This is a genomic window from Nitratireductor sp. L15S-10 (assembly GCF_045011005.1).
GTDB lineage: Bacteria > Pseudomonadota > Alphaproteobacteria > Rhizobiales > Rhizobiaceae > Nitratireductor.
This window is the reverse complement of sequence record NZ_CP120674.1, coordinates 1,677,011-1,703,646: the sequence shown is the minus strand read 5'-3', so window position 1 is coordinate 1,703,646 and position 26,636 is coordinate 1,677,011. Positions and strand designations below refer to the sequence as shown.

At 60.2% G+C, this 26,636-nt stretch carries 23 protein-coding genes and 1 tRNA gene; 9 read left to right on the top strand and 15 right to left on the bottom strand.

Annotated elements, in window-relative coordinates; all coding sequences use genetic code 11:
• The first annotated feature begins 44 nt into the window (after positions 1-44).
• Positions 45-4,613 carry a translocation/assembly module TamB domain-containing protein gene (locus P2W41_RS08155; protein ID WP_404934946.1) on the top strand — a complete coding sequence of 1,523 codons (4,569 nt, stop codon included), beginning with the start codon at positions 45-47 and terminating at the stop codon, positions 4,611-4,613.
• A gap of 171 nt (positions 4,614-4,784) precedes the next feature.
• Here the strand turns inward: P2W41_RS08155 and P2W41_RS08150 are convergent, their stop codons facing one another.
• The 3 genes from P2W41_RS08150 to P2W41_RS08140 form a co-directional block, all read right to left on the bottom strand.
• A complete protein-coding gene (locus P2W41_RS08150) occupies positions 4,785-5,453 on the bottom strand; it encodes a protein-L-isoaspartate(D-aspartate) O-methyltransferase (protein WP_404934810.1) in 669 nt (222 codons plus the stop codon).
• A gap of 171 nt (positions 5,454-5,624) precedes the next feature.
• Positions 5,625-5,700 (bottom strand) — tRNA-Lys (locus P2W41_RS08145).
• Positions 5,701-5,806: 106 nt separating this feature from the next.
• Positions 5,807-6,724: a PhzF family phenazine biosynthesis protein gene (locus tag P2W41_RS08140; protein ID WP_292896324.1), complete on the bottom strand. Its 918-nt coding sequence runs from the start codon at positions 6,722-6,724 to the stop codon at positions 5,807-5,809.
• A 136-nt stretch (positions 6,725-6,860) separates the two neighbouring features.
• Here P2W41_RS08140 and P2W41_RS08135 point away from each other — a divergent pair, with 136 nt between their 5' ends.
• Genes P2W41_RS08135 through P2W41_RS08125 form a run of 3 tightly spaced genes read left to right on the top strand, consistent with a single transcriptional unit; the run spans position 6,861 to position 10,005 of the window.
• Positions 6,861-8,084 (top strand): efflux RND transporter periplasmic adaptor subunit, encoded by a 1,224-nt coding sequence (locus P2W41_RS08135; protein ID WP_404934809.1) that lies wholly within the window; start codon positions 6,861-6,863, stop codon positions 8,082-8,084.
• A complete protein-coding gene (locus P2W41_RS08130) occupies positions 8,081-8,797 on the top strand; it encodes an ABC transporter ATP-binding protein (RefSeq protein WP_404934808.1) in 717 nt (238 codons plus the stop codon). Before P2W41_RS08135 ends, P2W41_RS08130 begins: the two co-directional genes overlap by 4 nt.
• Positions 8,797-10,005, top strand: coding sequence for an ABC transporter permease (locus P2W41_RS08125; RefSeq protein ID WP_404934807.1), 1,209 nt, complete (start codon positions 8,797-8,799; stop codon positions 10,003-10,005). Before P2W41_RS08130 ends, P2W41_RS08125 begins: the two co-directional genes overlap by 1 nt.
• A gap of 21 nt (positions 10,006-10,026) precedes the next feature.
• Here P2W41_RS08125 and P2W41_RS08120 read toward each other — a convergent pair whose 3' ends face one another.
• Entirely contained in the window at positions 10,027-11,142 is a 1,116-nt protein-coding gene (locus P2W41_RS08120) for an endonuclease/exonuclease/phosphatase family protein (RefSeq protein WP_404934806.1), read from the bottom strand.
• Between the two features lie 184 nt (positions 11,143-11,326).
• Here P2W41_RS08120 and P2W41_RS08115 point away from each other — a divergent pair, with 184 nt between their 5' ends.
• Complete coding sequence (locus P2W41_RS08115; RefSeq protein WP_292896334.1) at positions 11,327-11,773, top strand: BA14K family protein; 447 nt, start codon at positions 11,327-11,329, stop codon at positions 11,771-11,773.
• Between the two features lie 165 nt (positions 11,774-11,938).
• Positions 11,939-12,478, top strand: coding sequence for a BA14K family protein (locus P2W41_RS08110; RefSeq protein ID WP_404934805.1), 540 nt, complete (start codon positions 11,939-11,941; stop codon positions 12,476-12,478).
• Between the two features lie 29 nt (positions 12,479-12,507).
• Here P2W41_RS08110 and P2W41_RS08105 read toward each other — a convergent pair whose 3' ends face one another.
• Complete coding sequence (locus tag P2W41_RS08105; protein WP_292896338.1) at positions 12,508-13,368, bottom strand: AraC family transcriptional regulator; 861 nt, start codon at positions 13,366-13,368, stop codon at positions 12,508-12,510.
• Positions 13,369-13,487: 119 nt separating this feature from the next.
• Here P2W41_RS08105 and P2W41_RS08100 point away from each other — a divergent pair, with 119 nt between their 5' ends.
• The gene (locus tag P2W41_RS08100; RefSeq protein WP_292896340.1) at positions 13,488-14,438 is read left to right on the top strand and encodes a phytanoyl-CoA dioxygenase family protein; all 951 of its coding nucleotides are present in this window, start codon (positions 13,488-13,490) and stop codon (positions 14,436-14,438) included.
• Positions 14,439-14,926: 488 nt separating this feature from the next.
• Here the strand turns inward: P2W41_RS08100 and P2W41_RS08095 are convergent, their stop codons facing one another.
• The 5 genes from P2W41_RS08095 to P2W41_RS08075 all read right to left on the bottom strand — a co-directional run bounded on the left by P2W41_RS08095 (position 14,927) and on the right by P2W41_RS08075 (position 18,772).
• Complete coding sequence (locus P2W41_RS08095) at positions 14,927-15,217, bottom strand: PilZ domain-containing protein (RefSeq protein ID WP_404934804.1); 291 nt, start codon at positions 15,215-15,217, stop codon at positions 14,927-14,929.
• A 153-nt stretch (positions 15,218-15,370) separates the two neighbouring features.
• On the bottom strand, positions 15,371-16,390 hold the full coding sequence (gene ilvC / locus P2W41_RS08090; RefSeq protein WP_223021030.1) for a ketol-acid reductoisomerase: 1,020 nt from the start codon (positions 16,388-16,390) through the stop codon (positions 15,371-15,373).
• A gap of 48 nt (positions 16,391-16,438) precedes the next feature.
• Complete coding sequence (locus P2W41_RS08085) at positions 16,439-17,089, bottom strand: TetR/AcrR family transcriptional regulator (protein ID WP_292900212.1); 651 nt, start codon at positions 17,087-17,089, stop codon at positions 16,439-16,441.
• 242 nt (positions 17,090-17,331) lie between these two features.
• On the bottom strand, positions 17,332-17,913 hold the full coding sequence (locus tag P2W41_RS08080) for a hypothetical protein (RefSeq protein ID WP_404934803.1): 582 nt from the start codon (positions 17,911-17,913) through the stop codon (positions 17,332-17,334).
• A 118-nt stretch (positions 17,914-18,031) separates the two neighbouring features.
• Positions 18,032-18,772 (bottom strand): pyridoxine 5'-phosphate synthase, encoded by a 741-nt coding sequence (locus tag P2W41_RS08075; protein ID WP_404934802.1) that lies wholly within the window; start codon positions 18,770-18,772, stop codon positions 18,032-18,034.
• Positions 18,773-18,891: 119 nt separating this feature from the next.
• Between P2W41_RS08075 and P2W41_RS08070 the strand changes: the two genes are divergently transcribed.
• The gene (locus P2W41_RS08070) at positions 18,892-19,299 is read left to right on the top strand and encodes an STAS/SEC14 domain-containing protein (RefSeq protein ID WP_292896349.1); all 408 of its coding nucleotides are present in this window, start codon (positions 18,892-18,894) and stop codon (positions 19,297-19,299) included.
• 36 nt (positions 19,300-19,335) lie between these two features.
• On the opposite strand, the gene P2W41_RS08065 is transcribed toward P2W41_RS08070, so the two are convergent.
• The 5 genes from P2W41_RS08065 to P2W41_RS08045 all read right to left on the bottom strand — a co-directional run bounded on the left by P2W41_RS08065 (position 19,336) and on the right by P2W41_RS08045 (position 24,338).
• On the bottom strand, positions 19,336-20,463 hold the full coding sequence (locus tag P2W41_RS08065) for an ATP-dependent RecD-like DNA helicase (RefSeq protein WP_404934801.1): 1,128 nt from the start codon (positions 20,461-20,463) through the stop codon (positions 19,336-19,338).
• A 48-nt stretch (positions 20,464-20,511) separates the two neighbouring features.
• Positions 20,512-21,009 (bottom strand): hypothetical protein, encoded by a 498-nt coding sequence (locus P2W41_RS08060; protein WP_404934800.1) that lies wholly within the window; start codon positions 21,007-21,009, stop codon positions 20,512-20,514.
• 143 nt (positions 21,010-21,152) lie between these two features.
• Entirely contained in the window at positions 21,153-21,749 is a 597-nt protein-coding gene (locus P2W41_RS08055) for a LysE family translocator (RefSeq protein ID WP_292896355.1), read from the bottom strand.
• 128 nt (positions 21,750-21,877) lie between these two features.
• Positions 21,878-22,450: an acetolactate synthase small subunit gene (gene ilvN, locus P2W41_RS08050; protein ID WP_404934799.1), complete on the bottom strand. Its 573-nt coding sequence runs from the start codon at positions 22,448-22,450 to the stop codon at positions 21,878-21,880.
• Between the two features lie 85 nt (positions 22,451-22,535).
• Positions 22,536-24,338 carry an acetolactate synthase 3 large subunit gene (locus P2W41_RS08045; RefSeq protein WP_404934798.1) on the bottom strand — a complete coding sequence of 601 codons (1,803 nt, stop codon included), beginning with the start codon at positions 24,336-24,338 and terminating at the stop codon, positions 22,536-22,538.
• Between the two features lie 335 nt (positions 24,339-24,673).
• Here P2W41_RS08045 and P2W41_RS08040 point away from each other — a divergent pair, with 335 nt between their 5' ends.
• Positions 24,674-26,569 (top strand): ATP-binding protein, encoded by a 1,896-nt coding sequence (locus P2W41_RS08040; RefSeq protein ID WP_404934797.1) that lies wholly within the window; start codon positions 24,674-24,676, stop codon positions 26,567-26,569.
• Positions 26,570-26,636: the final 67 nt, after the last annotated feature.

The following is a 26,636-nucleotide window of genomic DNA, read 5'->3' as shown; positions in this document are numbered from 1 at the left end:
GCTTTTTCGCAGCTCTGCTCCTGCTTTTCATTCTGCTGCCAGCCATGGCGCAGGATACCCCCAGCGAGCGCACGCCCGATGAGGAGCGCTCATTCTTCACACGGCTTCTGGAGGATCAGCTCTCCACGCCGAACCGGCAGATTCGCATTTCCGGCATTTCCGGTGCCCTGTCTTCGCAGGCCACCATCAGTGAAATCACCATTGCCGACCGAGAGGGCATCTGGCTGCGCATCAGCAACGCATCAATCGACTGGAGTCGCTCCACGCTCCTGCTGCGCCAGCGTCTTGAAGTGCAAATGCTTGCCGCCGAAAGTATCGAGGTCACGCGCCGCCCGTTGCCAGACGAAGGTTTGCCTTCACCGGAATCGCGTTCTTTCCAGGTCCCCGAACTGCCGCTCGCCGTCAACCTTGAACAGCTCGAGGTGAAACAGGCATCCTTCGGACAGAACGTTTTCGGCCTTGCCGCCGACCTCGCTCTGACCGGCGCTCTCAAAATCGACAGTGGAACCCTCGAGAGCAGTTTCGAAGTGCAACGTCTGGACGGTCCCGGTGGCCAGTTTGCGCTCGAAGCGGCTTACTCCAACGAAACCGAGATACTGGATCTCGATCTGGTCCTTGATGAACCCGCAGATGGCGTGGTTGCGAACCTTCTCAACGTCCAGGGCCGCCCGCCCCTCAAGCTCACCCTCGCCGGCAGCGGTCCGCTGAGCATGCTCGATATCAAGCTGGCTCTTGAGGCAGACGGCATACCCGCTTTTGGCGGCACGGCAAGGCTCCGCGAACGTGAAGAGGGCCTGGGCTTTTCCGCCCGCCTCGCTGGTTCCATTAAAAGGCTCGTGCCGGCTCAGTTTCAGGATTTCTTCGGCGCGGGAACCCGCATCAACGTCAATGGCGTATCGAAGGATGGCGGCGGAATCCTGCTTGAAAATTTTCAGGTCACCAGCGCCTCCATGCGCATCGAGGCCGTTGCAGAGACAAGCAGCGACAATTTTCTCACCGCTCTCTCCCTTGGCGCTTCGGTGGCCAACCCCAAGGGCGACCGCGTACTGCTGCCCGTTTCAGGCGGACAGACCTCTCTTCAATCGGCAAAACTCGACATCACCTTCGGCGAGGCAGGTTCGGAGCGCTGGAACGGAAAACTCGAGCTGGATGGACTTCAAACCGCAGAACTGTCCGCCGGTCGCACGGTCGTCACGATGGGCGGGCTGGCGCAAAACCTGAATGATCCGCTTTCCCGTCGGATAAGCTTCGAGATCGACGGAGAGCTTTCCGAGATCACCGCCAGGCAAGCCAAGATCGCCAGGGCACTCGGCGATACCCTTGATGTCTTGGCGCACGGGGACTGGCAGGCAGGCAATCCGGTTTCGCTTGAAAACGTCAGCATCTCCGGGAACGGTCTGGAAACCGCCCTCACCGGCCAGATCGACGACTTCGCGTTCACCGGCGACATCAAACTGAAGGCAGCCGACATTGCTCCCTTCTCCGGCCTTGCAGATCAGGCGCTGGGCGGCTCGGTCAATCTCGTCGCAAATGGCACGCTGCGCCCCATCAGCGGCGCCTTCGACCTCAACCTCGACGGAACGGCAACCGATCTGCGTATCGAAAACGAAATTGCCGGGAACCTGCTTGCTGGAACCACTCGCATAGAGGGCGGTGTGGCGCGCGGACCCGAAGGATTGACCGCGCGCACATTGTCCCTGACAAACAATCAGTTCAACATACAGGCCGACGGCAACTTTGCGACCGGAGCAGCAAACTTCCGCTTCGATGCCACGTTGGAGGACATGGCCCTCCTCGCGGAAACTGCGTCGGGCCGTCTGACAGCCACAGGCCGCGCCGAAGGGGCTGAGGGACGCATCAATCTCACGGTGAAAGCCGATGCACCGCGCGGCAGGCTTTCCGGCCGCGATCTCAGCGAGGCCACTCTCGGTTTTGATGGCCAGCTCGAGGATGAGATCCTGACGGGGGCCGTTGACGGCACCGCATTTCTGGCCGGAGAGCGCGTGGACCTTTCAGGCCAGCTGGTCCTTTCGCCGGATCAACGGCGGCTGACTGAATTTGCCTTCCGCGCAGGAGGTGCGACTGCCACCGGCAACCTCGTCCAGAATGTGCGCAAAAACCTGATCGATGGTCGGATCAGCATCGACGCCGCCGACGTCTCCACCGCCGCCGCGCTGCTGCTGCGTGAGGCAACCGGCAGTGTGAAGGCCGACCTCTCCCTCTCAAACGTTGACGAGCGCCAGATTGCCGATATCAACGCCACCATCCGCGATCTGAATGTCGATCAGACGCGCATTTCAAATGCTGCGCTCGCTGCCACAATCGAAGATTTGTTCGGGGTACCCTCCGCCGTCGGCTCGATCAATGCCAAGGGGATCAGTGCAGGCGGCCTGAATGTTACATTGGTCGAAGCCACCGCGCGCCAGAACGAAGGAGCCACGGATTTCGAGGGCAAAGCCCTCCTTGAACAGGGCACCGAGATTGAGACCCAGGGCGCACTGGCACCTGAAGGCGATGGGTATCGCGTACGGCTCAACGAGCTCCGCCTGGAACAGGGCGCCGTAAAGGCCCGTCTTGTGGAACCCGCTTCCCTTCTTGTGGAAGGCAGCGCCTTCACACTCGATCCGCTGGCGATCGATGTCGCGGGCGGTCGCATCACGGCCGGAGGTCGCTTCGCCAATGCTCTCGATCTTGTGGTCAATCTTCAAAGTGTCCCGCTTTCCATCGCCAACACGATCAAGCCCGAGCTCGGTCTTGGCGGCACACTCGACGGCAGGGCGCAGATCAGGGGCACCCGCGACAGACCCCTTGTGAACTTCGACATCGACGGACGCGAGATCACCTCCCCGGTTCTGGCGCAAGCGGGTCTCGGGACGCTGACGATCAATGCTGCTGGAACCAGCGAAGGCGAACGGCTGAACGTCGACACCAGCATCACCAGCCCGGAAGGTTTGAACGCCACCGCACGTGGCGCGGTCCCCTTCGATGACGGGCAGCTTTCCCTGGATGTTGCTCTCAACGCTTTCCCTCTGGCCGCCCTGAATCGTGTCGTGCGCGGTCAGGATCTTGCTGGGCAGTTGACAGGCAGCGCCCGGGTGACCGGCAGGCTCACGGAGCCGCAGGCAAATTTCGACATGCGCGCCACCGGCCTACGGGCCGCACCCTTGTCCAGTGCGGGCCTGGGGCCGCTTCAGCTCGCCGCCAGCGGCCGTTATGCAGACAATGCAGTACAGCTTGTCCGGCTGACGGCCGACGGTCCGTCCGGGCTGGGCATTGAAGCGAGCGGCACGATTCCGCTTTCCGGGTCCGGCCTTGGGCTGAATGTTGCAGGCACCGCGCCGCTTTCTATCGCCAATCGCGTTCTCGCTGATCGTGGAACCCAGCTTTCGGGAACGGCATCCGCCAATATCCGCGTCTCCGGCGCGTTGGCCGATCCCGTCATCAACGGCACAATCTCGACTGCCAACGCATCCGCAGTCGATCCCCTCACAAATCTGCGCATTGGCGATGTGCGCCTCGCCGCTGCCGTTAATGGCGATCGGGTTTCGATCACGGAAGGGTCGGCGGCCCTGGCGGCAGGCGGCAGGGTTTCCGTTTCCGGCACGATATCGACCAATGCGCAGGCGGGCTTTCCCGCCGATCTCAGGATCGGTCTCAACAATGCCAGACACACCGATGGAGAAATGGTGACGGCAACCGTGAACGGTGCCCTGACCATGACAGGTCCGCTCACCCGCGATCCGCTGCTTGCTGGCGAGGTGAATGTGGAGCGTGCCGAAATCCTTGTGCCTGAAAGCATCGGCGGCGGCGCTGCACAGATCAACGTGCGCCATCTCAATCCGCCTCCCGCTGTGCAGCGCACCCTTGAGCGCGCGCGCGCAGATGACGGCACGCCCATGCCCTCGGCACGTCCGAGCGTCATGCGGCTGAATGTCAATGTGACGGCGCCGGCCCGCATTTTCGTGCGTGGACGCGGCCTCGATGCCGAACTCGGCGGCTCGGTGAGGTTGACCGGCCCGGTAACGAACATTCAGCCGGTCGGAGGTTTCAAGCTCATTCGTGGCCGACTGTCCATCATCGGTCAGCGCATAACCTTCGACGAAGGAGAAGTCACCCTGGTGGGCGATCTTGATCCGCAACTCGACTTCATCGCCCGCTCGCGCGGCAACGATATCATCGTATTCATCAATGTGAACGGCCGCGTCTCCGACCTCAACATCACGTTCTCTTCTCAACCCGAACTGCCCGAGGATGAAGTGCTTGCGCGCCTCGTCTTCAACCGCGGCATCGACGAGCTGTCCGCCGTCCAGATCGCACAGCTTGCGGCAGCCGCCGCCGAACTTGCAGGTGGGTCCAACACCTCCCTCTTGGGGTCCTTGCGCAATGCGACGGGGCTCGACGATCTGGACGTCGTCACCGATAGTGAGGGCAACGCGGCGGTGCGCGCGGGTCGCTACATTCAGGACAATATCTATCTCGGGGTGGAGGCCGGCGCGAAAGGAACGACACGCGGCACGATCAATCTCGACATTACCGAAGACCTCAAGGCCCGTGGCGCAGTTGGATCCGACGGCAATTCAAGCCTCGGCATCTTCTTCGAAAAAGACTATTGATCTGAACAGAAGAAAGCCGGCCAGAAGACTGGCCGGCAAACGGCGCGCGGGGTTCGGGTCGGGGGGATGGTGGGTGCGCGCCTTGTCTGAAAACACCGCCAGGCAACAAAGGTTCCGCAAAAATTTCGTCTCTGCGTTTCCCGCGACCGGGCACTCATGGGAGACGATGTTTCAGCGCTGCCAGCCCTGGGCGCCTATCAGAGGAACGAAGGACACCGGCGCCAGGACCTCAGTGCGGAAGGCACTCTCCCCTTCACGCACGACGCAATTGAGCTGCTGGGCTCCATGAGCAGAACCGACCGGCATGACGAGCCGTCCGTTGAGAGCGAGCTGCGCCTGCAGCGCCTCAGGGATACGCGGTCCTGCCGCGGCGACGATAATGGCATCGAACGGCCCTTCCTCCGGCAGCCCCAGCGTGCCGTCACCGACAACAATGCTCACATTGTCCAGGTAGCCCGCGTCTGCCAGGCGCCGGCGCGCCGCGATGGCGAGCGAATCGTGCCGTTCAATCGAAAAAACATGTCCTGCGATCCGCGACAGGATGGCCGTGGAATACCCCGACCCCGTACCCACCTCGAGAACGCGGCTTTGTGGCTTGAGATCGGCGGCCTCGGTCATCAGCGAAACGATATAGGGCTGCGATATGGTCTGCCCGTCGCCAATGGGCAGCGCCCCATCCTCATAAGCGAGCTCGGCAAGATGCTTCGGCACAAACAGTTCGCGCGGCACTTCGGCCATAGCGTTGAGCACTGTTTCGGAGACTATGCCACGCCGTCTCAACACCGCCAGCATCGCGCGGCGGCGATCTTCGTTCTGATCGATATGTTGCTTGCTGTTCAAACCTGCCAGCTTCGGTCATGAAGAAAAACTCGAGCCCCTATAATGCCGCCAAATGGTTCTGACCGTCCATCCTTGCGGCCATGAACTTATGCATGGCAACGCAGGCAGCGCGCATAGCTCGCCAAGCCTAGGCCCAGACATTTCTTCTGAAATCTGCTTAAAAAGGTTTATTGGTGGGTGATACAGGGCTCGAACCTGTGACCCGCTGATTAAGAGTCAGCTGCTCTACCAACTGAGCTAATCACCCGACCATTTCGGGCGGCGATCAGGTCGCCGTCAACCGAATGACCGGCTCCTTAAACGGTTTCGGCCACGCATGCAAGACACTCTGACACGAGTTTGTCACTTATTGCTCAAATCAACAGTTTCCCTTCCGCCACGCGCACCGCATGACCGCCGATGCGGGCAGAAGCGATCGCTCCGTGGTGGACGTCGACCTCCAGGCGGATGCTGGAAGGCCGTCCCATTTCAATGCCTTGCTCGATCAGGAACCCATGCGCTCCATCGACGAGCGCATCATGCTTCATGATGGCGCCGGCAAAGGCAGCCGCCGCCGAACCCGTCGCCGGATCCTCGGGAATCCCGTCATCAGGGGCAAACATGCGGACATGAAATGCGTGATCGTGATTGACCGTCTCCCGGCAGTAAACATAGGGAGCCGCAGACGGTCCATCCATCTGCGGAAGAAGCGAACGCCACAGACCAGCATCGACCCGCGCACGGCGTGCCACCCCCAGATCGGCCACCGGCACGCAGACATAAGGCACGCCCGCACTCCAGGTGCTGATCGTATGGTTCTCGAACCCGATCTCATGATGGCCGAGGCCGAGCGCCGCGGCCACCGCTTCCGGCTCTATCGGAAACGGAACCGACACTGGAAGCCTGGGCAGGTCGAATTCTGCATAAGCCGCCCCCTTCCCCGCCGTCACGGCGCAGCGCACTGGCCCCACCGTCTCCTCCAGCATCAGGATCGAAGTCTGGGAACTTCCATCACCCGTTCCCGCCAGCTCGGCAAGTGCGATCGCGGCTCCGACCGTCGGATGACCGGCGAAGGGCAGCTCCGTACGCGGCGTGAAGATGCGGAGACGTGCTGAATGGTTCTCGCTCTCCGCCTGTTTAACGAAAACGGTCTCCGAGAGATTGAATTCGCCCGCGATCCGCTGCATCGCCGCGTCGTCCATCCCGTCCGCATCAAACACCACCGCCAATGGGTTTCCCGAAAGCGGCTCATCGGAAAAAACGTCATAAATATAATAGTTTCTACCAGTCATCTCGCCTCTCACAGAAAAAGTACCCGTCATTGCGGCAATGCGACGGTGCAGGCACTGCTTTGCCATCTTTTGCCCACTTTCCTCATACCACGTCATTGCCAAAAGGGGGCGCCGCAAACGACAGGCGACCACGCAAATGACCAACCATGAAGTCGACGGGTCCAAAACCGCCTCGGATCAGGACCCCGGCACCGGCCCCCTCCGAAAGCGCCGTCGCTGGCCGTTGCTGCTCGCGGTCGCCCCGGTTCTGGCGGCAGGCATATGGGTGTTTTCCGGCGCTCGATCAGGCCAGACAGGCCCTGCATATACGATCCAGCCCGTCGAGCGGGGCAATCTCGTCGCGCAGGTGGCAACAACAGCAGTATTGCATCCGCGAACCCAGATCGACATCTCGAGCGAACTGAAAGGCACAGTGCAGTCGGTTCCCGTAAGGCAAAGCCAGCGCATCCGCCGTGGCGAGGTCCTCGCGACACTCGATTCCACGGTTTTCGAATACGCCGTGGAACGTGCAGAAGCGCTTGTGGCCACGGCAAGGGCGAGCCTCTCAGACGCTGAGATTTCCTTGCGCGAAGCCGAACGCAAGCTCGAACGGGCCCAGGCTCTGAAAGCCAGAAACGCACTCAGCGAACAGAAGCTCGAGGAGATGCAGGCCGAGCGCGACCGTGCAGAAAACCGGGTCATCACGGCAAGAGCCGATCTTGCGGCCAATCAGGCCGAGCTCAAGTTGAAACGCTTCGATCTCAGCCGGACGACAATCCGCTCACCGATCGATGGGGTGGTGTTGGCGCGCAAGGCCGAGCCCGGCAAAACCATGTTCGCCTCCTCCGACGACGGTGTGCTGTTTGTTCTCGCCGAGAATCTGGAGCAGATGGAACTGGTCGCAAAGATCAACGAGGCCGATATTGGCGCGGTGCAGCGTGGGCAACAGGCGAGTTTTACCGTCGAAGCCTACCCCGACCAGACCTTTGGCGCGACAATCCGGGATGTCTCCTTTGCCCATAAGACCGAAAACGATCTGGTGACTTATGAGGCAAATCTCCATGTACGCAACGCCGATCTGAAGCTGCGTCCTGGCATGACAGCCTCTGTTTCGATCAAGACAAACGAAACGCAGAACGCCCTCCTCATTCCCACCAGCGCATTGCGATATCGGCCACGCACCTTTGAAGACGTATCCCCCTCGATCCCGTCAGAAGCTTCCAGCGATCTGGCACTTGTCCACGTGCTTGAGAACAACGAACCAAAAGCGGTTCGGGTTAAGCTTGGCGTGCGCAACTGGGAGAAAGCCGAGGTCCTGTCCGGCCTGTTGGCTGGACAGAATGTGATCACCGGAGAACAGATCGGTGGACTGACCCAATGAACGCGCCGGTCCGCTCCACGCCGCTCCTCGTCTTCTCCAGGGTCTGGCGCAGTTATGGCGAAGGCGACACGCAGATCCATGCCCTCTCGGATGTCAGCTTCGAGATCGAACAGGGTGCCTTCGTGGCCGTCACCGGCCCCTCAGGTTCGGGAAAGTCCACTGCAATGAACATTCTGGGCTCGCTCGATATACCCTCCCGTGGCGCTTACTGCTTCATGGGCAACGACGCTGGCAGGATGGACAGGGTCGCCCGCGCCGAGCTGCGCAACAGGCATATCGGCTTCGTGTTTCAGGGTTACAATCTCCTGCCACGAACCACGGCACTCGAAAACGTGGAACTGCCTCTCGTCTATCGCGGTCTTTCGGCGCACCGACGTCGCGCCCTTGCCGGAAAAGCGCTGGCACAGGTCGGGCTGGAGGGTCGTGAGCATCACAGGCCGGGCGCCCTGTCCGGGGGTCAGCAGCAGCGGGTTGCGATTGCCCGCGCCCTCGTGTCGGAACCGACCCTGCTCGTGGCCGACGAACCGACCGGAAATCTGGATACCGAACGCAGCCACGAAATCATGGCGCTTCTCACAGAACTCAACCGACAACAGGGCTTGACCATTGTGATGGTCACTCACGAAGCCGATATGGCAGCCTTCGCCGGCCGGCAGATCGGCTTTCGTGACGGGAAGATCGCCTTTGACACCGATCATGAGGCGGCACGCTGATGCTGCTGGAATCGGTTCACCTGGCGCTTCTCTCCATCGCCCGCAACAAGATGCGCTCCCTGCTCACACTGCTTGGGGTGATTATCGGCGTGGCCGCAGTGATCGCGCTGCTCACGATAGGCGGTGGTGCGCGGGAAAAAATTCGCGCCGAAATGGCCGGTCTTGGAAGCCGTCTGATCTTTGTCTTCGCCGGTATGCCCCCTGATCCGTCTGCTCCGGCTATGGCCAGGGCACGGGCGCTCACAAACACACATCTGATCAACATGGAAAAAGCCATCAGCCGATACGCCACCGTGGCAGCGAATGCAGAAACCCGGCTTCGCGTTTCCTATGGCGCGCGTGGTCTCTCCGCGCAGCTTCGCGGCGTCAGCAAGTCCTATTTCGCCCTGCGCGACTGGCCCCTGACACGCGGCCGCCTGCCCACGGCCCCCGAACTGGCCAGCAATGCCAGCATCTGCGTTGTGGGAAGCAGGGTGTCGGAAGCGCTTTTCGGCATGGAGAACCCGGTCGGTGCCCGCATACGGATTGGCCAGACCCACTGTCGTGTTATCGGACAGCTTTCCGACAGGGGCGCTTCATTTTCCGGAGATCAGGACACACTCGTAATGATGCCGCTCGGGCTGTTTCAAACCCGGATCAGCGGCAAAAACGAAATCGAGCAGATATTGATCAATGCGCCCAGCGAGGCATCTATCCCCCTTCTCAAAACGAAAGTCAGGGAGGAGATGCGCCGTCTGCGCCGGATTGCGCCAGGACGCAGCGATGATTTTCAGGTCGAGGACATGGCCGAGTATATGCGCCAGGCCAGCAGCATCATTGGCAATGTGACGGCGATACTCGGCGCAATCGCCGCCATCAGCCTTCTGGTCGGCGGTATCGGTATCATGAACATCATGCTGGTATCGGTAACCGAGCGCACCCGCGAGATCGGCATCCGCATGGCCATCGGCGCACGCCAGCGCGATATTCTACTCCAGTTCCTGACAGAAGCCTCGGTGCTCTCGCTGCTCGGCGGGCTGATCGGCATCGGCTTCGGCCTTGCCATTGCATGGGCCGTAACCACCCTCATGAATGTGGACTTCGTGCCCAGTCTTGCCGCGATTGCGGCAATCGCGGCAGTTTCTGCGATCATCGGGATCGTGTTCGGCTTTTTTCCAGCGCTACGTGGCGCCCGTCTCGATCCTATCCAAGCCCTTCGACACGAGTGATCGCTTCTGCTCTCCGGCCGGTCAGGTTATGTCGAGTTGAACCACCACCGGACAATGGTCCGAGGCTTTTGGTCTGTCCCAGCCCACACGCGGGAACCGGGACACCTCCTGTTCCGGCGGAAAAACCGTGCGCCAGGGCTGTCCGGATCGGATGATTTCGGGGATCGCACGCGGATTGCGTTCGGCGAGCGCTTTCGAAGCCAGGAGGTAATCGAGCTGGCAGAGATGCCGCTCTTCCGGCCCTCTGGTGTGATAAAGCGTCCAGCGATCCATCTCGGGTCGGCGCTCTACGAGGTTCTCGCAAAATCCGCCGGCGGTCAGCGTGTTGATGCTGGAAAGCGTCTCCTGCACAGGCTCGAACCGATAACCTTCATGCGCTTCACCGGTAATGACCAGGCGCTCGCGATAGTCGTTCAAATCGCCACAGATGACCCAGCGCTTCGTAGACGCCCGGTCAGCACCGCCGAAACGTTCCTCGATGATACGTCGAACAGCAGCTGCCTCGGCCATTCGCACGGGCATGGAGGCGGACCGCCCGTCCATGCCGTTGCGCGGCGGACTCATCGCCTTGAAATGCACGACATAGAGCGTCATGGGACGGCCGCCGACCTTGATGTCGAGTTCCAGACAATCCCTGCGGAACAAGCGATCCTGCGGTTCGATACCAAGCTCCGCCAGAGCGTCGTTGTGCAGGTCTAGATCAGAGAAGGTCAGATGGGCATGACTGGTCATGCGCTCGAATTCGATTGGCTGTCCATGCGCAGTCGCCGGCCGCATCATGACCGCCACGTCGATGCCGCGTGAATCATTACCCGAAGCAGAATACTTCTCGCGATAACCGTTGCCGATCATCTTGAAGAGATAGCCATACTCGAACGCCTTGAGCGCGGCCAGATTGTCGACTTCCTGAAGGCACAGGATATCTGCTCGCGTCGCTGCGATGGCAAGTGCAGTCAACTGCCTCGCATCATCCGTCAACGCTACGGCCCGCGCCTGTTCGAGCGCGCGATAATGCGCTTCATCCTCGATCTCATAGAGCGACAGCGCGCGGTCGCGATGGAGATCGTTGCGGAAACCGGAGAAATCGAACCGGTTCATCAGATTTTCAACGTTGAAGGTGGCGAGCCGGAGCGACATGCAAGAACGTTTAAACGGTGCAGCACGGATTACAAGCCTCGGTTCGGCCCAAAACCGGCAACGTTTCCATCCATCACACGTTCATGGAGATTGTGCTTGCTTCTGATACTATAAGCATCTCTGACATTGCTTGATTGAAGGGATGTGGGGGCTTTTTCGGGGGTCTGGAAACCAGGAGACCACTATGAAACACGGACTGACAAAAATCGCCTGTTCGGGCCTGATCGCCCTCGGGTTTGTTTTCGTCGGAGCGCCTGCAAATGCCAACGCGCTTGGTATCGCCGGTAGCGCGGCTTCCGGGGCGGTAGAGCGTTCGGCAGCGGAAACACCTGTGACAAAGGTAGACCACCGCCACCACAGGAAGTGGCGCCACCACCACGAACGCCGCAAGTGGCGCCGGCATCGTCCGCGCGCTGGCTTCTACTTGGAATTCGGCCGGCCCGCTCCCTACTATTACCCGCCCTACCACGTGCGCCCGCGGCCCGCGCGCCCTTATTATGGTCAGCCCGTCAGGCTGTCGCGCGCGCATGTGCGCTGGTGCTATAACCGGTATCGTTCCTACCGGGCTTCCGACAACACCTTCCAGCCCTACCACGGCCCACGCCGGCCCTGCCGTTCACCGTATTACTGATCGGCAACGGGACTGATTTCTGACAATGGCGCGGGATCGTCCGCGCCATTTTCTTTATGCAGTTTTTCCTGTCGCACGGACTTGAGACGATTTTAGCGACAATTTCGCTTTTTCAACCTTCCCGGCGCGATTAAAAATCCGGATTTCTATCTGGAGTTGTGTACGATGCGTTGTTTGAAACTGGTTCTGGTTGTCGCACTTTGTCTTGTCGGCACACAAATTGCGACTGCCGGTCGGCTTTTATCAGCAACCAGCAGCCGCATATGCCTGGACGGCTGGAACGAGCGTCGCGCGATGCGGCACCTCTTTCCCGGCCGAATGCAGTTGACACTGGGCGACATGCATCGTCGCCATTGGCTCGAGCGTTGCCGCACTGACTATCGCTTGCACCACCGTCCGATTCCCTCATGGTCGCCCTGGCACGATCCGCATGGCCGCTTTGCAGGCTATTTTTACGGTTTTAACGATGTGTACGGTCCCGGCCGCCGGCCATTGTTAAGGCCGCGCCACGGTGCACGGTCGTTCTACTGGCGCTATCGGCCTGCGCAGCGCACAGGGGTGGCGCGCGCTTATCCCGGCCATGCTGCTCGAGCAGCGCATCTTGCCTGGTGCGACAGTAAATATCGTTCGTTTCGAGCGTCCGATAACACGTTTCAGCCCTATCGCGGCCCACGCAAACACTGTGTTTCACCCTATGGCCGGTAGGGCGACCTTTCGCAAAACGGAAGATGCGCTCAACCGTGAAACCGCGCCCGATAAGCTCTGGGCGTCATGCCGCGCAGTGCCTTGAACTGCCGGTTGAAATTGGCCAATGAGCGATAGCCGACTGCAGCAGCCACATGGCCGATTGGCTGCTCACTCGAGGAAAGCCGCATGCACGCTTCGCCAATGCGCAGCCGCATTACGTAGTCTGAAATGCTGGTCCGCGTGTGTCGGCGAAACAGTCGATGCAGGCCGGAGGGACTGAGCGCCGCGATCTCGGCCAGCTCTCCGTTGGTAACCCCATCAGCGTAGTGTTTGTGAATATGCGCCAGCACGCGATCTATCCGTTCGCGGTCAGCCCGGTCGAGATCGCGCGCCGCCACCGTGCTTGCAAGAGGCTCCGCCTCCGCATCCTCCGCCAGAAGCAGCAGAACCCGTACCAGCGCCAGAAATCGCTCGCCCGGACCCGCCTCGAAAAGGTCCTCGATCAGGGGCCGTACCCGCTCGGAAATCTGCGGCGAAAAGGCAAGCCCGGTTTCCGCCCTGGCCAGGAGCCCTGCGATGGGACGCAACTCCGCAAAGCCCTCCCCCAAAGCCGCTGCCCATTCGTGACGAAACCACATGACCAGCGCCACATGGGGGTGCGATGGGTTCCGCCGTGCGCGCGAAGCCCATGTATGTGGCAGGTTAGCGCCCACCAGCACCAGATCGCCGTCGTCATACTCCCCCACATGATCGCCGACGAAGCGCTGCCCCGTGGAATTGAGCGTCAGCGTCAGCTCGTATTCGGGATGATGATGCCATTCAAAGGGAATGCCATCCTCGAGCCGGCGATTGAGCATGCTCCAGGAGGCACCCGGCACGGTCGGCAAGGTCTCCAGAAACGGCCTCATCCAGCGCTCCACAACTATTAAACGCCATAATCGTATCAATATTGGCCAGCTGAGTACAACACCGCTCCGTTGGTCGCGGTATTCTGAGGCCTGCAATCGAGGATATCCGGGAGGAAACCATGCAGGAAGCCGTCATCAAGCGCGATGCGCACCCCTCGACCAGCAAGGTCGGCACGCAGCTCAAGGACATCGTAAAGACACTTCCGCTGCGCGTTCTCTCTGAAAACGACTGGCAACACTGGGTTACCAGAGGCTACGTCATCGTGCGTCAGGCCGTGCCGAGCGAGAATGTCGAGCGTCTCGTCGACCTGCTATGGGCGTTTGACGAAAAAGACCCCAACGACCCTTCGACCTGGTATGCCCCGCAGCGCCGCGAGCACAGGATGAAGGAGCTCAACAACACCGGCATGCTGGAGATTTATAATCACCAGTATCTGTGGGACAATCGCATGGAACAGCGTATCTACGATGCCTTCGTTGACATCTGGGACCGTGAAGACCTCTGGGTCACCATCGACCGTGCCAATCTGAACGCGCCAAAGAAAAACCCCGGCAATCCGAACGGTTTCATCCACTGGGATGCAGACACTTCGCTCCGCCCCCTGCCCATCGGTGTTCAGGGTGTGTTGAGCCTGAAGAAGCAGGACGGGGATGTCGGCGGTTTCCAGTGCATTCCCGAGCTCTTCGAGCATTTCGACGAGTGGGTCGAAACCCAGCCCGCCGATCGTGACCCGATGCATCCGGACACGACCGGCTTCAAGATCACCAATATCGACATGGAGGCAGGCGATCTCCTGATCTTCAACTCGCTTCTGGCGCATGGTGTCCGGCCCAACCATTCGAAGGACCGGGTCCGGATGGCGCAATACATCTCCATGCACCCGGCCGAGTTCGAGAATGAGGAAGAACGCCTCGAACGCATCCGCCTCTGGCGCGAACTCGACCACCCCAAACGCGACGCCTTCCCCGGCGACCCACGCGAATGGGAAAAGAAGCACGCGAAAACGGCAGAGCTTACGGAGCTTGGAGAGAGGCTGCTGGGATTGAAGCGCTGGCCACTCGGGACCTGACAACGCAAGCCAATGACTTGCACATGGCTTCACTCTCCTGTCAGCGCTCGCGCTCCTGGCAGGAGAGGACTTATATCCAGCCCTTTCGACAACCTCACAACGTCCGTCTCTGCGTCGACAAGGCAGACAAAGACCGGCCGATAGGCATCCGACAAGCGGGGGCCAGCCACCACCGCCACGTCATAGCCTGGCAAACCACCAGCATCCGGCAAGACAATAGGATCCGGCCAAATCTCACGGGCCGCCTCAAAACAACGCGAAGTCACCTCCATCTGCCTTTCGAATTGAATGGAAGCGTCATCAGCCGAAGCTGTTGAAGAATATAAAATTAAACACTGCAAAAAATATATATTAAATAACCGCATGATATAACCAATAACTCAAAAGAAAAGGAACATAATCACAAATATCTCTACGGAAAAGTAAGATTTTTTTATTTATTTAAAAAAAGCGGGTGAGAACGATAATTTTGGGAGGCCGCCTGAGGCTCACCGAAAAGCCACGCCGATCTCCGTCAGGCTGCGCCAGCGGATCACAGCCATGCGGACACGGTCGCTGCCCTCAATCTCGACGTAGAACTCATCGGGCACCGCACAGATGTCGCCGAAGCGGATGCGGGCGCCGCTTTCGCTCAGATCGCGCACCATCCCCAGAAGCATGCAGGTGCCGTTGTTCCAGAAGAGCCGGGCGTGCCGCTCCAGGGGATCGCGCGGTTCGTTGCGCCGCTCGGTGGAAACCGGGCGCCCCGAAGATAATCGTCTTTCCGCATCCGAAATCATCACCGTCTCCTCGGATTTGCCCTCTCCTGGAGAGCAGCGCTGCGAAAGTCGTGCCAGCAGTCCGTTTCATGGTGGGACAGGCATATGAAGGAGCGGTAAAGAAAAAGGCCGCGGACGGTGCCGCGACCTCTCTTTCTGGAATGTGGAAAAAGATCAGTTCTTTTCCTTGTCCACCAGCTTGTTCTTGGAGATCCACGGCATCATGCCGCGCAGCTTCTCGCCAACTTCCTCGATCGGATGCTCGTCGTTCAGGCGGCGGGTCGCCTTGAAGCGGGCTGCCCCTGCGTGCCACTCCTGCATCCACTCAGTGGTGAAGCGGCCGGACTGGATGTCCTGAAGGACACGCTTCATCTCCGCCTTGGTCTCTGCCGTGATGATGCGCGGACCGGTCACATACTCGCCCCACTCGGCCGTGTTGGAGATCGAGTAGTTCATGTTGGCGATACCGCCCTCATAGATGAGGTCGACGATCAGCTTCACTTCATGCAGACACTCGAAATAGGCCATTTCAGGCGCGTAGCCGCCTTCGACCAGCGTCTCGAAGCCGGCACGGATGAGCTCGACCAGACCACCGCACAGAACGACCTGCTCACCGAAGAGATCCGTCTCGCACTCTTCGCGGAACGTGGTCTCGATGATGCCCGAGCGGCCACCACCCACACCGCAGGCATAGGAGAGGCCAAGGTCGAGCGCATTGCCAGACGCATCCTGATGAACCGCCACGAGGCACGGCACGCCGCCGCCCTTCTCATATTCGCCGCGCACCGTGTGACCGGGCCCCTTCGGCGCAACCATCAGCACGTCAACGGTCTTCTTCGGTTCGATCAGGCCGAAATGCACGTTAAGGCCGTGCGCGAAGGCAATGGCAGCGCCGTCACGGATGTTCGGCGCGATTTCGGAATTGTAGATGCCAGCCTGCAGCTCGTCGGGCGTTGCCATCATCATCAGATCGGCCCATGCGGCAGCCTCGGCCACCGACATCACCTTGAGGCCATCGGCCTCCACTTTCTTGGCGGTCGCGGAACCCGGACGCAGCGCAACGGCAATGTCCTTGGCGCCCGAATCCTTCAGGTTCAGCGCGTGCGCGCGACCCTGACTGCCATAACCGATAATGGCGACCTTCTTGCTCTTGATGAGATTGAGATCGGCATCGCGATCGTAATACACCCGCATACTCAGTTCCTTTCCTGATCCAACTTGATGTTGTTCGTTTCCGACTGCCTAGACCCTGTCCCGGCCTGCCGTCTCTCCTTTTCGCACTCCGAAGAGCACGAAAAACTGATCCACCGCCTCCTCTGCAAGCGCAGCATGATTTTCCGGTCGGCGGACGCCGGCCTCGCCCAGAAGCATGCGCACATGAAGGTCGCGCACGATCAGGCCGTAAAACGTGTGATAGGCAGCATCCCGGTCATGATAGGCGATGAGCCCGCGCTGCCGGCCCGCCTCCAGTAGCGCGCCTGCGCGCTTGTCGATGCCATGTCGCCCCCGCTCGATGAGCAGCGCCCCAAGCCGGCTGCCCTCACGGCTCGCCTGCCCGATCGCCAGCCGATTGAGCGCCAGCGAAACGTCCCCGCTCAAAACCTGCAGAAGATCATTGGCGAAATCCACCAGATGCGCACGAAAGCGGCCATGGTCGAGCTTTTCGCCACTGTCGATCCGGGCGCGTACCTTGCTCGCCTGATGGGCGATCATCGCAGCCAGAAGCCCGTCGCGGTCGCCGAACCATTTGTACAGGCTTTCCTTGGAGCAATTGGCCGCCCGCGCAAGTCCTGCGGTCGTCAGCGCGCGTTCACCGCCCTCCACCAGAAGCCCGAGCGCCTTGTCCAGAACCGCGCGCTGGCGCGGTGTATATTCGTCCTGCATTTCCGGCATGTGGCGCACGAAGGTTTCTGTTCCCGCTTCTCTATCGTACCGTACGGTACGGTTCTGTCACACCAGCCACCGGATTGCAAGCCGGATCGCGAGCAACAGCTCCGACTTTCGGGAAAGCATCGAGAAGAGGCGAAAATCCCCGCTTCCGGGCAGAATGCGGGGAGCGTATGGACATTCTGTTGCTGCCTGGAGCATTCGCCGCGAGGCAGCACAGAGGCCCTTTCAGGAAAACCGATAAAGCTCTACCGCCCGCACTGGCGCATCTGCTGAGCGTATTGATTGGCCATGCTCGCGGCCTTTCGGGCCGATTTCTGCATATGGGGATTGTTGCGCCACGCTCCGCGTCGATATCCTGCATGCCCGGCATAATAGTTTAGATAGAGCCCATAAGCGTCGTTGAGTGCGACACCGTTGGTCCTGTGGCTGGTCTGATGATACCAGCCGACAAAGTCGACGGCATCGGCAAAGCTCGTGCGCCGCGCCATCATATTACCGGTTTCGCGCTTGTAGCGCTGCCAGGTGCCATCGAGCGCCTGCGAATAGCCATAAGCGCTTGAAGCGCGTTTCCACGGTATGAAGCCGAGCAGCTTCCTGCGCGGCGGGCGTGCATCCGCATCAAAGCCGGATTCGATCCGGATCGTCGCCATCAACACCTCCGCAGGCACACCATATTTGCGCTCGGCGCGCTTGGCCTCCGTGTACCAACCGCCAAAAAGGCCCTGCTTCTGGTCGAAGACGGTACAAACATTATTGATGCTGCGCGGCGTCGAAGCACAGCCTGCCAACGCCAGCGCGAGCAGCATGGTCACTGCAGCTATACGCATGGAACACCTCAAAACCCGCACCCCATGCATAGGCTGGCGAATCCTAAGAAACCCTATTCGCACGCGTTAACGCTCTGGGCAATTCCGTGACCAGATGCGGCTCAAATGGAGCGCAGGCTCACCCTTCGCAGGCCCGCATGAAGCGACGGACGGTTTGTGCCATGCCATGTTCCAGCGCATCGGCAGTAAGCCCATGCCCGATAGAGACTTCACAAAGACCGGGTATGCGAAGCGCTAGCGCAGGAAGGTTCGCCACCGTCAGATCGTGCCCAGCATTGACACCGAGCCCGACCGCCATGGCGGCATCTGCCGTTTTACCTAGCTTTTCCAGTTCGATAGCGGCTTTTTCGGAATCATCGTGGCAAGCACCATACGGCCCCGTGTACAATTCGATCCGGTCGGCTCCCAGCGCGGCAGCGGTCGGCACCTGCTCCGGGTCCGGGTCGGCAAAGAGCGAGACCCGAAAGCCCTGCTTTTTCAGCCGCGCGATAATGGGCTGAAGAAACTCGCCCTGCCCGGAAAAATCCCAGCCATGGTCCGAGGTCGCCTGCGCCGGGTCGTCCGGCACCAGCGTCACCTGTTCTGGCTGGTGCTCTTCCACGAGAGCAAGAAATTCCTCAGTGGGATACCCCTCGATGTTGAACTCGCGGTCGGGAAATTCGTCATCCAGCAACGCCCGGATCTCCGGTAGGTCGGAAAAGCGGATATGCCGCTGGTCCGGTCTGGGATGGACCGTCAGCCCGCTGGCACCCGCCTCCAGGGCAATACGGCCAAGTCCCGTAACGCTCGGCCATGGCAGGTCGCGCCGATTGCGCAGCATGGCAACAGCATTGAGATTGACGGAGAGTTTTGCCGGCATTGTCGATTTCAGCTTTCTAAGACGTTTTGGATCGTCCCCGCTCCATAGCGCGATCAGACGGGAACGGACAGGCCCAGACAGCGTTGATAATGCAAGCAGCAAGCGGTCAGGAGAGAAAAATGACCATCAACGATACTCCTCCGAATGTACGGCGCATCGAGACCAGTCGCGAGGATGCATACGCTTTCGAGGTCGTGGGACACATCACGGCAGCCGACGTGGAGAACCTTTATGGCCTTCTCGAAGGCGCCTATGAGGTGCATGACAAGATCGACCTGCTTGTGATCATCCACGACTATGAAGGGTTTGACTGGCAGGCGGCCTTCAAGGAACAGACGATACTGGGCAAAACCCACGCACTGAAGCACATTCGCAAATATGCCGTGGCAGGTGGCCCCGCCTGGATGGGCACGACCATCGCCCTTTTCCGCCCGTTCTTCACCATGGAGATGGAACACTTCCCTTATGAGAAGGTCGAAGAAGCGTGGAAATGGCTGGGAGCCGAACCCGCTTCTCCACCGGGATGATCGCCTCTGGCTCAATTCCGGGAGCGTGGACGCGCCCTACCGCACGATGGTCAGACGCTCGGAAGCGCGGGTGATCGCCGTGTAGAGCCAGCGCTGGCGGGTATCGCGGAAGGCATAACTCTCATCAAAGAGCACCACCTCGTCCCACTGCGAGCCCTGCGCCTTGTGAACTGTCAGTGCATAGCCGTAATCGAAATCGTCGAACCGCTTCTTGGTCTGCCATGGAATTTCCGCTTCCGGATCTTCAAAGGCCGCCTTAAGCAGCTTGATCTTGGCCACGCCGCGATCAGGGTCGTCTTCCTCCGGTGAGACCAGAAGATTGATGCCCGGTTTCACCGTTTCCCTGGAAGAGGTCATCACCTTCCAAAGCGACCCGTTGAGCAGCCCCTTGGCCGGATCATTGCGCAAGCATACGAGCTTGTCTCCGGCCTGAGGATAATCGGCATCAAATCCCTTCAATTCGCGCAGGCGCTGATTGTAGCGCCGGCGTGTGCGGTTGGTTCCTACCAGGACCTGATCTGCCGAAAGCACAAGGTCCTGATCGACCTCGGCCTTCGAGATCACCTTTGCAGCGCCATAATTGCCATGGGAGATTTCGCGCCCTTCACGCACATCGAGCGCAAGCTGAATGATGGGATTGTCCCGCGCTTGCCGATGAATTTCCGTCAGAAGGTGGTCGGGTTCATGCTCGGTGAAAAATCCGCCCCCGGAAATCGGCGGAAGCTGGCCGGGATCGCCCAGAACCAGGATGGGCGTTCCAAACGACATCAGGTCACGGCCAAGTGCCTCGTCAACCATCGAGCATTCGTCAATGATTACCATGGCTGCCTTGGCAATGGGACTTTGCCGGTTGAGCGAGAACGTCGGAGAGATGGACGTGCGCCCCGTCAGTTCGTCCTCCACTTCCTCCTCGCCACGCGGACGATAAATGAGCGAATGAATGGTACGGGCATTACTGGCCCCGCGCGAGCGCAGAACCTGAGCCGCCTTGCCGGTGAACGCGGCGAACTGAACATCGCCGTCCACATGTTCGGCAAAATAGCGCGCCAGCGTCGTCTTTCCTGTCCCGGCATAGCCGAACAGACGGAAAACTTGGCTTTGACCGGCCTTGAGCCAGCTTGCCACGGCGTTGAGCGCCGCGTCCTGTTGCGGGGAGAATTCCATGCTGTCCAGAAAGCAGATTCGCTTTCGCCTGAACAGGCCGCAGCAGCGCTAATGATGGGGGGAAAAATCCCGGCCCGGCCAGGTGGTGACCGGAGGCTCCGGCATGACGTCTTCACCAAGATGGCTTGTTACATAGAAGACATCTTGCCAAAGCTCGTCATCGCCCCTGTCGCTCAGCACCCGGAGCATGATGAGATAGCGTTTGCGCGCTCTAACACCACAGACCGGCGGCGACCGCAGACTGTATCGCCTGCGCCAGCGCTGGGCACGCTCACGAACCACGTAATAACCGTTTCCGGCAGGGTCTTCGAAACTCGCCTCAATGATCATGCCATGACGGAGTGGTCGAACTTCCTTGACCGAAAGATCGTACCGGATCTCCGCCTTGTTGTGATCAATGGTAAAACCTCCCCCAACGATATTAAGCAGCGGCCTCTTGGAAGGCGGCTCGTAAGTGGCCCAGCCGATGGTGAACAGAAGGATTGAAACCGCAAATGTGCACAGGAACAACCGCCAGGTCACCGTGGATTCATCGAGTCTCGCCATGCGACCACTCCACCGCGCTGCGGGAAGCATATAAAGTAGCCGGCTAATATATTATATGCAAGCACCCGGCTTGCGATTGCCGCTCCAGCCCTTCTGGGCCGGCGACCCTTCACAAGCTTTGGGAGAAGCAGAAACGCTCTACTCTAGCGCAGCATTGGCCACAGTGTTGCGGCCAGCGCGATGCCCATGGCGATGTTGAACCATTTGAGCCGAACGGGATCGGCCAGAAAGCCACGCAGCGCGACGCCAAAGCTGGCCCATACCGAAACACTTGGAAAATTGACGATCACGAAAGCGAACGCCACCAGGAACACGGTGAGAAACGGTGCCGCCGGATCCGTGTAGACCGCCATCGCTGTCAGGGCCATGACCCATGCCTTGGGATTGACCCATTGAAAGGCCGCCGCTTCAAGAAAAGTCATTGGCTCGGCTTTGCCGTCCCCCGCCTCTCCCAGCGCCCGCGACATGGCAATACGCCAGGCGAGATACAGAAGGTAGGCCCCGCCTGCGATCTTCAAAACGGTGTGGAGCGCCGGCACCGCGGTGAGCACTGCTCCAAGACCGAAGCCAACGGCGAGAAGCAGCGAGGCGAAACCACCGGCAATGCCAAGCATGTGCGGAATTGTACGCCGAAAACCGAAATTCACGCCGGAGGCCAACAGCATGAAATTGTTGGGTCCCGGCGTAACAGAAGAAACGAAAGAGAAGACAAGCAAGGCGAGGAAGACCTCAGACGACATCCGTTTGCTCCCAGACAGCCACCCGAAAAGGGCACGAAGGTCAGTATTATTGACCCGGCTTCCGGCGCAGGCCATTTGAAACTTGTCCCCCTGCGCCGAAAAATTGTCCCTCGCCCCGCCCCGGTTCCTTACATTCCGTCGGGGCCCCGGTTCATTGCCGCAACACCCGTGCGGCACACCTCCACCAGGCCAAGCGGCTTCATGATGGCGATGAACTGCTCGATCTTGGAGACCCGCCCGGTGATCTCAAAGATGAAATGCTCTGTATTGGCATCGATCACCTGAGCACGGAAAGCATCGGCCAGGCGCAGTGCCTCCACACGGTCGTCTCCCTGCCCCCTCACCTTCACCAGCGCCAGCTCACGCTCCATCGGGCGATCATGGCCCCGTTCGTCCGCCACCACCGAGAGATCAACCACGCGGTGAACGGGCACGATGCGTTCGAGCTGATGCTTGATCTGCTCAAGAACATGGCCTGTACCACGGGTCACGATCGTGATGCGCGAAAGATGCCTCTCGTGCTCCGTCTCCGAAACAGTCAGGCTGTCGATGTTGTAGCCGCGGCCGGAAAAAAGGCCGATCACGCGGGCGAGAACTCCCGGTTCGTTGTCGACGAGAACCGCCAGCGTGTGCGTTTGTGCGGCTTCGGTTTCCTTGGTGATGAAGTAGGCAGAGCCGGTGGGTTGTAGTTGCGCGTTCATTGCGTGAATCTCTTCTGCAAAACCATTGTGTAACTGACTGAAATCAAAGCGCCTCCGCCACATCGTGAGACGCACCCCGATACCGTCAGACCAATTGCCGACCCTCTTCGTCGATCGCGTTGGCAACCGCTTCGTCACTTGCTTCGTCGGGAAGCAGCATCTCGTTGTGCGCCTTGCCGGAGGGGATCATGGGGAAACAGTTGGCGAGCGCCGCCACACGGCAATCGAAGATCACCGGCTTGTCCACCGCGATCATCTCGCGGATGGCATCGTCCAGCTCAGCCGGCTTGTCGCACCGGATTCCGTGACAGCCATAGGCTTCAGCCAGCTTGACGAAATCAGGCATGGCCTCCGTGTAGGAATGCGACAGCCGGTTTCCGTGCAGAAGCTGCTGCCACTGGCGTACCATGCCCATATACTGGTTGTTCAGGATGAAGATCTTGATCGGCGCGTTGTGCTGAACCGCCGCGCTCATCTCCTGAATGGTCATCTGCACCGAGGCGTCACCGGCGATGTCTATCACCAGCGCGTCGGGATGCGCGATCTGAACGCCCAGCGCGGCAGGCAGACCGTACCCCATCGTGCCCAGTCCGCCGGACGTCATCCAGCGATTGGGCGCTTCGAAGCCGAAATGCTGTGCCGCCCACATCTGATGCTGACCAACCTCGGTCGTCACATAGACCTCGCGATCCCTTGTCAGCTCGTAAAGCCGCTGGATCGCATACTGGGGCATGATCACGTCATCGTTCGGCCGGTAAGCCAGGGAATCGCGAGCCCGCCAGATGTCGATCTGCGTCCACCAGGGCTTGAGCGCGGCCTTGTTGGGCTTGGCGGTCGCGCGCCACAGGCGCACCATATCTTCCAGTATCCGCCCGGCATCGCCGATGATCGGCACATCCACGCGAACATTCTTGTTGATCGAAGAGGCATCGATATCGATGTGAATCTTGCGCGAATTCGGAGAGAACGCGTCGAGGCGCCCGGTGATACGGTCATCGAAGCGCGCACCGACACACAGCATCACGTCGCAATCGTGCATGGCCATATTGGCTTCATAGGTGCCATGCATGCCCAGCATGCCGAGCCAATTGTCACCGGAAGCCGGATAGGCGCCCAGTCCCATCAGTGTCGACGTGATCGGAAAGCCCGTGAGATCCACCAGTTCGCGGAGCAAATGGCTTGCCTCCGGCCCGGCGTTGATCACACCGCCGCCCGAGTAGATCACGGGCCGCTTGGCATGCGCCATCAGCTCGATCGCCGCCTTTATCTGGTTGATGTCGCCCTGTTCCTGGGGCTGGTAGCTGGTACGAGGCGCCGTCTGCGGCGGAGTGTATGTCCCCTTGGCGAACTGGATATCCTTGGGAATGTCCACAACGACCGGTCCGGGGCGCCCCGTGGTCGCCACATGAAAAGCCTCATGGATGATCGCGGCGAGCTGGTTCACGTCCTTCACGAGCCAGTTGTGCTTCGTGCAGGGACGCGTGATACCCACCGTATCGCACTCCTGAAAGGCATCCGAACCGATCAGCGCCGTAGGCACCTGGCCGCTGATGCAGACGAGCGGAATGGAGTCCATCAGCGCATCCTGCAGCGGCGTCACCGCGTTGGTGGCGCCCGGGCCGGAGGTCACCAGCATGACGCCGGCCTTTCCGGTAGCCCGCGCATAGCCCTCGGCCGCGTGGCCTGCGCCCTGCTCATGACGCACCAGGATGTGCCGGACCTCTTCCTGTTGAAAGAGCTCATCGTAGATGGGAAGCACAGCGCCGCCCGGATATCCGAATATAGTCTCGACCCCGTTATCCTTGAGCGCCTGCACAACGATTTCCGCACCCGTCATCTCGTTGTGGGCGGATGTATCCGCTGCTGGCTCCGACACTGCCTTGTTCATCTTGGTCTTTCCGTTCTGTCTACCGGCGAAGTTGGTTTAGCCGCCCCGTGCCCCCAGGGAAACACCGGGCCAATAAAAAAGGCCCCCGAAGGAGCCTGTGTTTCGCGCATGGGAGCTTTCGCCAGACGGCTACGCCGCCTTGCCCATGCGCCTTCCTACGATAAGAATGTTTCGTGTCATCATGGTGGCGCACAATAAGGTTGCTTGAGCGGTCCGTCAACCGGCAAACGCAGAACGGTTGAACGGTTCTGTTTACCCCTCCTCAACCATTCCCAAACACGCGGTCTTAACCTCGTGCCTCTAGGCTTGTGGATTAGGGAAAATGGGGTGGCACGATGTATTTGGAAGGCGGAACGACGCAGGGCGAAACCACGTCGCAGGAACGGCGCGCTGCCGATCAGCCGCGCCGGCGCCTGCTCGGTCATGTGGTGCACTGTGATGGCGCCCGTGCGACCATTGCTGCCGATACCGAAGTAGACGATGCAGGCCAGTCGAACTACTGGACTGTCGGCAAGATGATCTCCATCAACATGGGAACGACGCGCACGGTCGGCCTTGTCTACGCTGTCGAACGGCCGCAACATCGCTGGCGCGATGGCGAAGCCAATCCCATTGCCATCTCCGTCGAACTGGTCGGTGAGGTCCGTGACCGTGGTTCGGAACCCGTCTTCGACCGCGGCATCACCGAGTACCCTTATGTCGGTGCGCCCGCTCATCGTATCCGTTCGCGCGACTTGCAGGCGGTCTATGATCTCGCCGGTCGTCAGCAGGCGGTTATCGGCAAGCTTTCGCAGGACGAGGCCATCGATGCGTGCATAGCCGTTGACGACACGCTCAATCGTCATTTCGCGGTGGTCGGCACCACGGGCGTGGGCAAGTCCTCCGCTGTTTCGCTGCTCCTGCGCAAGACCATAGCCTCCCGCCCGGATCTGCGCGTCCTGATCCTCGACCCGCACAATGAGTTTGCCTCGGCGCTGCCCGAACATGCGGTTCGAGTCGACACGAACACGCTGGACCTTCCCTTCTGGCTCTTTCGCCTGGAAGAGCTTGTCGAGGTTCTTTTCAGGGGCCGCGAGCCCGCTCCCGAAGAGGTGGAGCTTCTGCGCGACCTCATTCCCAACGCCAAGCATCACTACCGCAACCCCGGTACGGCGGCCGCCCTGCGACGCAGCAATGATGCCAGCGGCCTGACAGCCGACACACCCGTGCCCTATCGCATGGCTGACGTGCTCAAGGAGATCGACGAACGGATAGGCCAGCTCGAAAACAAGGTGGAACGGCCGCTCTACCGCAGCCTGAAGACGCGCATCGAAGCAGCCATCAATGATCCGCGCTACCGCTTCATGTTTGCCGCCCGGGTTATCGAAGACACCATCCACGAAACCATCGGGAGGCTTTTCCGCGTCCCGAGTCATGGCAAGACCGTGACCTGTTTCGAAATGGCGGGAATGCCGCCGGAAGTGGTCAATTCCGTCTGCTCGGTTATGGCCCGTCTGGCTTTTGACCTTGCACTGTGGAGCGAGGGGAAACTCAATCTGCTCGTCGTCTGCGAAGAGGCGCATCGATATATGCCGGCCGATCCGCGTCTTGGCTTTGCACCCACGCGCCATGCTTTGGCACGCATCGCAAAGGAAGGGCGTAAATACGGTTGCTATCTCGGCGTTGTGACCCAGCGGCCGGGCGAGCTTGACCCGACCGTTCTCTCGCAGTGCTCAACCGTCTTCGCCATGCGGCTTGCCAATGATCAGGATCAGGCGATCATCCGCTCCGCGATTGCGGATTCGTCCGCCTCCATGCTCTCCTTCCTGTCTGCCATGGGCCGCCGGGAAGCGATTGCCTTCGGTGAGGGCGTGGCGACGACCATGCGGATGAAGTTCGAATCTCTTCCGCCACACGCCCTGCCGGGCGTGCGCGATACCGACAGGCGCAAGGCCTCCAACCCCGAAGAGATCGACCGAGAAGTGGACCTTGTCTCCATCGTCAGCCGTTTGCGTGACACCGGGCGCACACTTCGCGCGCAGGCGGAGACACCCCCGCATATCGGAGCACCCGTTCCTGCCAGTCTGCAGGCTGGTGATCGGGGTTATGCCGCCGGCTATGTCAGCCAGCCGGGTGAAACCGGGGTGAGCCGGCCATCGGCACTGTCCCCCTTGCATCCGGCGGATGAACCGTCGCTCGGCCGCTACACGAGCGCGGCCCCCAACCCCCGGGGAAAATTCGGAACCCGCTGAAAATTCGGAACCCGCTGACGGCTCGTCTCTTCTTCACAAGTTGATAGACACTGCTGATCTTCGGCAA